The organism is Streptomyces sp. NPDC058457, from assembly GCF_042720695.1.
Lineage (GTDB): Bacteria > Actinomycetota > Actinomycetes > Streptomycetales > Streptomycetaceae > Streptomyces.
Window position 1 is genome coordinate 70,518 of the sequence record NZ_JBHXLU010000058.1, and the last position, 6,288, is coordinate 76,805.

The window sequence follows — 6,288 nt, forward strand, 5'->3', positions numbered from 1 at the left end:
TGGACCGTCCCGGCCGGTCCACGTCAGGAGCGCGGCTCCCGGGGGAGGCCCAGGGCCCGCTCGGCGATGGTCGTGCGCAGCACCTCGTTGGCGCCCCCGGCGATGGTGTAGGCCCGGGCGTAGAGGAGGGCGTCCTGCCAGTAGCCCCCGTCCACGGCACCGCCGTCGCCCTCGACCAGCAGGCCGTCCAGCCCCTGGAGTCGGACCCCCAGCGAGGCGGCGTCCAGGTTGGTGTCGCTGAAGAAGACCTTGACCGTCGCAGGATCGATCGGCTCGTCGGTCCCCGCCGCCATCCGGGACTGCACGGCCTTGCTCATCAGGTCGGCGACGTACACACGCGTCGCCAGCCGGCCCAGGCGATCGCGCACGGCCGCGTCACCCAGAGGCGGCAGCCCCTCCGGACCGGGCCGGGCCGCCAGCGTCAGCAGACCGCCGAGATCGTCGAGCAGTTCGGCGCTCCGCGCGGCCACCGAACCCCGCTCCTGGGCCAGGCTCGCACCGGCGACCCGCCAGCCGCCGTCGACCTCCCCGATCACCCGGTCGGCCGGGATGCGTACCCCGTCCAGGAACACCTCGTTGAAGTCGGCGGTGCCGGTGATCTCCCTGAGCGGCCGGATCTCCACTCCCGGGGCGCGCATGTCGAGCGCGAACGCGGTGATGCCCCGGGTCTTCGGCGCCCCGGGATCGGTGCGCGCGAGCAGGTATCCGACGTCGGCGTACTGGGCGTTGGTCGTCCACACCTTCTGGCCGTCGACCACGAAGTGGTCGCCGTCCCGGCGGGCCCGGGTCCGCAGCCCCGCCAGGTCGCTGCCCGCCTCCGGCTCGCTGAAGAGCTGGCACCACAGGTCCTGGCCGGACCGCAGCCGGGGCAGGAATCGGCGCTTCTGCTGCTCCGTCCCGTGGGCCAGCAGGGCGCCCGCGGCGAGGGCGCCGGCTCCGATCTGCCCCCAGGTCCGCGCCCGTGCCAGTTCCTCGGCGACGACGAAGGCGGGCTCGGGACGCGGATCGGCGAGACCGCCGTACTCCGCCGGCCACGACCGGCCGAGATAGCCGGCGTCATGGAGCCGGGCGATCCACCGGCGCAGTTCCGGGACGAGTGCGGGAGCGGGCGCCCGCACCCCCGAGTGGGTCTTCCTGCCGGGGGCGTGGGTACGGATGAACGAGCGCACCTCGGCGCGAAAGGCGTCGAGTTCGGCGCTGGTGTCGAGCCTCATCGTGTCTCCAGCCTCATCATGTCTCCTGTCAGACCGAGGGCATGCCGGGGTCGCGGGGCAGCCCGAGGACCTGTTCGGCGAGGGTGTTCCGCTGGATCTCGGCGGTGCCGGCCCCGATCGTGGACGCCCGTGTGCGCAGGAAGCCGTAGAGCCACCTGCCGCGCTGCACCGCTTCCTCGGACCCGGGTCCCAGCAGGCCGGCCGGGCCGAGCACGTCGACGGCGAACTCGTGGATGTCCTGCTCGAACTGGGAGATGTGCAGACGTGACACGGAGGAGACGGGGCCCGGCTCCCCATGGGTGAGGATGTCGGAGATCGTGCGCTGTCCGTTGTAGTGCATGATCCGTGCCCGGATCTCGAAGTCGGCCATCCGGTCCCGCACGTCCGCGTCGTCCAGCGCGCCGCGTTCCGCGAGGAGCTGCCGGAGTTCGCCGAGGACGCGCCGGTAGGTCGCGGCCTGGTTCATGGCGCCGGCGGCACGCTCGTGCCCCAGACTCGTGCGGACCAGCGGCCAGCCCCCGTTCTCCTCCCCGACACGGTCGGCGACCGGTACCCGGACTTCGTCGAAGAACACCTCCGCGAACAGGTGCCCGCCGGTCAGGTCGCGCAGCGGACGGACGTCCACGCCCGGAGCGTGGGCGTCGACGACGAGGTAGGTGATCCCGCGCTGTCGCGACTCGCGCGTCCCCGTCCGCACGAGCGTGAAGAAGACGTCCGCCCTGGCGGCGTGGCTGGTCCACACCTTCTGTCCGTTCACCACGTAGGTGTCGCCCGCACGGCGTGCGGTGGTGCGCAGGCCCGGCAGGTCGGAACCGGCCTCCGGCTCGGAGTAGCCCTGCGCCCACACGGTGTCCCCGCGCAGCATGGACGGCAGCCAGCGCCGGCGCTGTTCGTCGGTGCCGTACTTGATGATCGTCGGAGCGGCGATGCCCAGGCCCGTCCCGACCGGGCCGGGTACCCGGGCCCGTGCCAGCTCCTCCTGGTACACCACCTGGTGGGCGAACGGCAGGTCCATCCCGCCGTACTCCTCGGGCCAGCTCGGTCCGGCGAAGCCGTGGTCGAAGAGGGCGGCCTGCCAGGCGCGGGTCCAGGCGAAGCGCTCCTCGGGATCCCGTGGACGCCGCCCGGGTCCGTGGCCGGTGAGGAAGTCCCGCAGCCGGGAACGGAAGACGTCGAGCGACTCCGGGTTCCGGGAGAGGGGGAGGGCCGAAGCGGACGTCATGGGCGGGCTCCTTCTGCCATGGTGAGCCGGGCGAGCCGGGCCCGTTCCTCGCGGGGCGTGCCGAACAGCAGCTCGGACGACTTGGCCCGGCGCAGATAGAGATGTGCGCGGTGCTCCCAGGTGAAGCCGATTCCCCCGTGGATCTGGATGTTCTCCTTCGCCGCGTGGGTGAACGCCTCCGAGCAGTAGGAGCGGGCCACGGCGGCCGCGATCGCCGCCTCGGTGCCCGGCGTGCCCACGACCGACCCGGCGAACCTGGCCGCCGACCGGGCGCACTCCACCTCGACCAGCAGTTGGGCGCACTTGTGCTTGATCGCCTGGAAGGAGCCGATGGGCCGCCCGAACTGTTCCCGTGTCCTGGCATGTCCGACCGCCATGTCGAGGCACGCGGCGGCTCCGCCGACCTGCTCCGCGGCGAGCGCCGCCCGCACGAGGTCCCGTACGGCCGCGAGCGACCCGGAGGCGTCACCCGCCCCGATCCTGGTCGCGGGGGCGGCGTCGAAGCGGATCCGCGCCAGCGGCCGGGTCGGGTCCAGGGCGTCCAGCACCATGCTGGTGAGACCGGGCGCGGTGGCCGGGACGCCGAAGAGCCCGACGCCGTCGGGGCACCGGGCGGTCACGAGCAGCAGGTCGGCGGTGTGCCCGTCCACGACGTACGTCTTCGTGCCGGAGAGCACCCAGCCGCCCGGCCCCCGCTCGGCCATGGTGGCGGGCGGATCCGCCTCCCATGAACCGTCCGGTTCGGCCGTCGCCAGCGTCGCGGTGAGCGCCCCCGAGGCGACGCCCGGCAGCCACCGGTCCATCGCCACCTCGTCACCGCAGTGCGTCAGCGTCTGACCGGCCAGCACGGCAGTGGCGAAGAAGGGACTCGGGAACAGGGCACGGCCCATCTCCTCCAGTACGACGCCGAGTTCGGCGGGGCCGAGGCCGGCACCGCCGAACCGCTCGGGCACGGTGAGACCGGTGAGGCCGAGCTGACCGGACAGCTGGCGCCACAGGCCCCCGTCGTACTCCTGTGGGCCGGTGCCGGGAGGCGGCGGGCGGTGGCTCGTGGCCTTGTCGTCGAGGAACGTGCGCACCAGCAGGCGCAGTTCCTCCTGTTCCTCACCGAGACTGAGGCTCATCGCGCATCCATCGACATCGTCGTGCCCCTCACGCGTCCTGACCCTAACAGTGATCGGATAAATCAGTAAACTGATTCTGCTGTCAAGGGCGGACGGCCGTCCCGCTCAGCGGACGAGCGGCCCGGGCGGTATGCGGCCGGACGTCCTTGCCCCGTTCCCGGTAATGAGGTTCTCCGAGCAAGTACACTCATTGTCATGAGTGCCACATTGGGGCCAGTCGGTCAGACGGTCCGCGCGCCCAAGACGGCGGAGCTGATCGCCGCGCAACTGCGCCGTCGTATCGTCCAGGGCGAGCTGACGCCCGGCGAGACGCTGCCGCCCGAGATCCAGCTCATGGAGCAGTTCGGCGTCTCGCGGCCCACCCTGCGCGAGGCCTTCCGCATCCTCGAAGCCGAGATGCTCATCAGCGTCCGCCGCGGCAGCCGGGGTGGCGCTCAGGTCATGGCCCCGGACTTCTCCGTGGCGGCCCGTCACGTGGGACTGCTCCTGCAGATGCAGGGGACCACCGTCGACGACGTCTACGAGGCCCGGATGATCGCCGAGCCGGCGTGCGCACGCATGCTGGCCAAGCGCCGCACGAAGCAGGACCTCACCGACCTCAGCGAGGTGGTGGCGGAACTCCAGTCGGCCGTGGAGTCGAAGGACGACGCCGTGCCCGACCCGGCGTTGTGGTCGCGGCTGACGTACCGGTTCCATGAACTGATCATGGAGCGCTGCGGCAACAAGACCCTGGCCGTCCAGGGTGCGGTCCTCCAGGAGATCGTGGCGACCCATCTGGAGATGCGGGTCGCGCGGAACTTCGACAAGACGGAGTCGCCCGAGCGTTTCCAGCGGGCCATCAAGGCCTACAAGCGTCTGGTGGTGCTGCTGGAGGCCCGGGACGCCGAGGGCGCCGAGCGGCACTGGCGCACGCACATGAAGGTCGCGGGTACCTACCTCCTCAAGGACGATCTTCACAACAAGCCCGTGGTGGATCTCTTCGCCTGATCCGGGGCGTCGCCCGCACCTGCCTCGCGGAAATCTCCATGTGACGGTGCGGGCCCTGCCCGGGTGACCACGGGCTTCGCAAGACGTGTCCCGGTCAGCGGGACTCGGGGCCGACGGCTGATCGGCGCCGCCTACTCTCCTCCTGTTGGATCCAGCCGACCGGGCATCGCGCCCATCGGGACGGACTGAGACCCAGGAGAGCCGCGATGCGACGCGACCATGACCTCACCAGGACGAGGCAGCCGAACTCCCGCATCAGCGCCGGCACGCTTGCCTTAACACGCTGACGAGCCCGCGCTTCCGCACGTCCGCGTCCCCGGAATCCGAGGGATCCCCCGCAGCTTGCGGAGCCTCTTCCGGCGGCATCACCGGCTCTCTGCGTCAACGGCGTGCCTCGGATCGCCGTCTCCCGGATCGCCGTGCCCTCTTCGCCTCGGTGGCCCATGTCCTCGGCACCCAGGCAGTACCCGACCATGCGACGGATCAAGGGAGATCCCATGGACGAAAAGCTGAAGTTCAAGCTCTATCGTTTGTCGGTCTGGTGCGGCGTGGTGGTGGTCATAGCCAACACGCTCGCGTTCTCGGTCTTCGGGCACCTCTCGCCGCCCGTCTCGCCTTCGGACAACGCGCAGCAGGTGGCCGACTTCCTGACGGAACACCGGACCGGCATCCTCTGGGCCGTGGTCACGATGGGTGTCTTCGCTCCGTTCTTCTACCCGTTCGCGGTCATCACGAGCCTGCAGATGCGCCGGATCGAAGGCGGCTGGGGCCTGTTGTCGATGATCCAGCTGACGACGGCGGTCGTCGCGCCGACGGGATGGGTCTACCCGCTCGCCGTGCTGGCCACCGCCGCCTACCGGCCGCACCGCAGCCCCGAGTTGATGCAGCTCCTCAGTGACCAGTTCTGGCTCACGTACGTGGGAGTCGCTGTCATCTTCGTCATCAACGTCGCGGTGATCGGTCTGTCGGCGCTCATCGACCGGCGGCCCGAGCCGGTGTTCCCGCGGTGGTTCGGCTGGCTGAACCTCGTGCTGGCGGTCTCCTTCTTCCCCGGGGTCTTCGTGTACGTGGCGACCGACGGTCCGTTCGCCTGGGACGGGGTGTTCACGGTCCTGATCCCGTCCATCGCGTTCGTCGTCTGGAAGATCGCGATGATCATCGTGCTGCTGAGAGCGGTCAGGTCCGAGGAACGCGAGGTACTGGGACAGCAGACGGCCGTACCCGCGGCGGCCTGAGGGCATACGGAGGACGAGCCGAACTCCCCCATGCGTGAGTGGAGTTCGGCTCACCCGCGTCTTGAAGCTCCATCCATGAGTAGATTAAGTTAACTCAATAACCTTGATATGTGGTTGCCCGTCAGGCACGGGTACGCCGGCAGGGAAGGAGCCGTATGGCCGGGAAAGGCAGGCTCGCGACGGGAGCGTCACCGCACGTGGACGAGGCGTTCATCGGCCGCGCGCTGGACGACGCCGACCTGAACGCGCTGAGGCTCGCGCTGTACCAAGCCACCGGAGACGAGACCCTGCTCGAACTACCGCTCAAGACCACCCCCATGTACGGCGGCGCGCTCAAACAGACCGTCCTGGCCGAAGAGTCCGTGGAGACCCTGCGGGCCAAGGCGACGGAGTTCCTCCTCGGAACGTCGGGCGCGGGGGGCCGCGGGTTTCGGGGGGCCGGGGCGCCGCGCCCGCCGGAGGGGGGGGGGGGGGTTAAAACAAAGGAGCGGGCGACCACCAATGGG

The 6,288-nt window shown here is 70.5% G+C and carries 6 protein-coding genes; 3 read left to right on the forward strand and 3 right to left on the reverse strand.

Going from position 1 to position 6,288, the window contains the following annotated elements:
- Positions 1-23 precede the first annotated feature (23 nt).
- Genes ACFWPS_RS35170 through ACFWPS_RS35180 form a run of 3 tightly spaced genes read right to left on the reverse strand, consistent with a single transcriptional unit; the run spans position 24 to position 3,560 of the window.
- The gene (locus ACFWPS_RS35170) at positions 24-1,214 is read right to left on the reverse strand and encodes an acyl-CoA dehydrogenase family protein (RefSeq protein WP_383712808.1); all 1,191 of its coding nucleotides are present in this window, start codon (positions 1,212-1,214) and stop codon (positions 24-26) included.
- Positions 1,215-1,242: 28 nt separating this feature from the next.
- Positions 1,243-2,436: an acyl-CoA dehydrogenase family protein gene (locus ACFWPS_RS35175; protein ID WP_383712811.1), complete on the reverse strand. Its 1,194-nt coding sequence runs from the start codon at positions 2,434-2,436 to the stop codon at positions 1,243-1,245.
- Positions 2,433-3,560, reverse strand: coding sequence for an acyl-CoA dehydrogenase family protein (locus ACFWPS_RS35180; protein WP_383712814.1), 1,128 nt, complete (start codon positions 3,558-3,560; stop codon positions 2,433-2,435). The genes ACFWPS_RS35175 and ACFWPS_RS35180 overlap by 4 nt, the downstream gene beginning before the upstream one ends.
- A 195-nt stretch (positions 3,561-3,755) precedes the next feature.
- On the opposite strand from ACFWPS_RS35180, the gene ACFWPS_RS35185 reads away from it, so the two are divergent.
- The 3 genes from ACFWPS_RS35185 to ACFWPS_RS35195 all read left to right on the forward strand — a co-directional run.
- Positions 3,756-4,547 (forward strand): FadR/GntR family transcriptional regulator, encoded by a 792-nt coding sequence (locus ACFWPS_RS35185; protein ID WP_383712817.1) that lies wholly within the window; start codon positions 3,756-3,758, stop codon positions 4,545-4,547.
- Positions 4,548-5,044: 497 nt separating this feature from the next.
- Complete coding sequence (locus tag ACFWPS_RS35190) at positions 5,045-5,782, forward strand: hypothetical protein (protein ID WP_383712820.1); 738 nt, start codon at positions 5,045-5,047, stop codon at positions 5,780-5,782.
- 197 nt (positions 5,783-5,979) lie between these two features.
- Positions 5,980-6,288: hypothetical protein (locus ACFWPS_RS35195; RefSeq protein WP_383712823.1), on the forward strand; the 309-nt coding region annotated here is incomplete at its 3' end.

Coding starts and splice junctions, on each gene's coding strand:
- ACFWPS_RS35170 (WP_383712808.1), bottom strand. CDS start 1,214: ATGAGGCTCGACACCAGCGCCGAACTCGACGCCTTTCGCGCCGAGGTG.
- ACFWPS_RS35175 (WP_383712811.1), bottom strand. CDS start 2,436: ATGACGTCCGCTTCGGCCCTCCCCCTCTCCCGGAACCCGGAGTCGCTC.
- ACFWPS_RS35180 (WP_383712814.1), bottom strand. CDS start 3,560: ATGAGCCTCAGTCTCGGTGAGGAACAGGAGGAACTGCGCCTGCTGGTG.
- ACFWPS_RS35185 (WP_383712817.1), top strand. CDS start 3,756: ATGAGTGCCACATTGGGGCCAGTCGGTCAGACGGTCCGCGCGCCCAAG.
- ACFWPS_RS35190 (WP_383712820.1), top strand. CDS start 5,045: ATGGACGAAAAGCTGAAGTTCAAGCTCTATCGTTTGTCGGTCTGGTGC.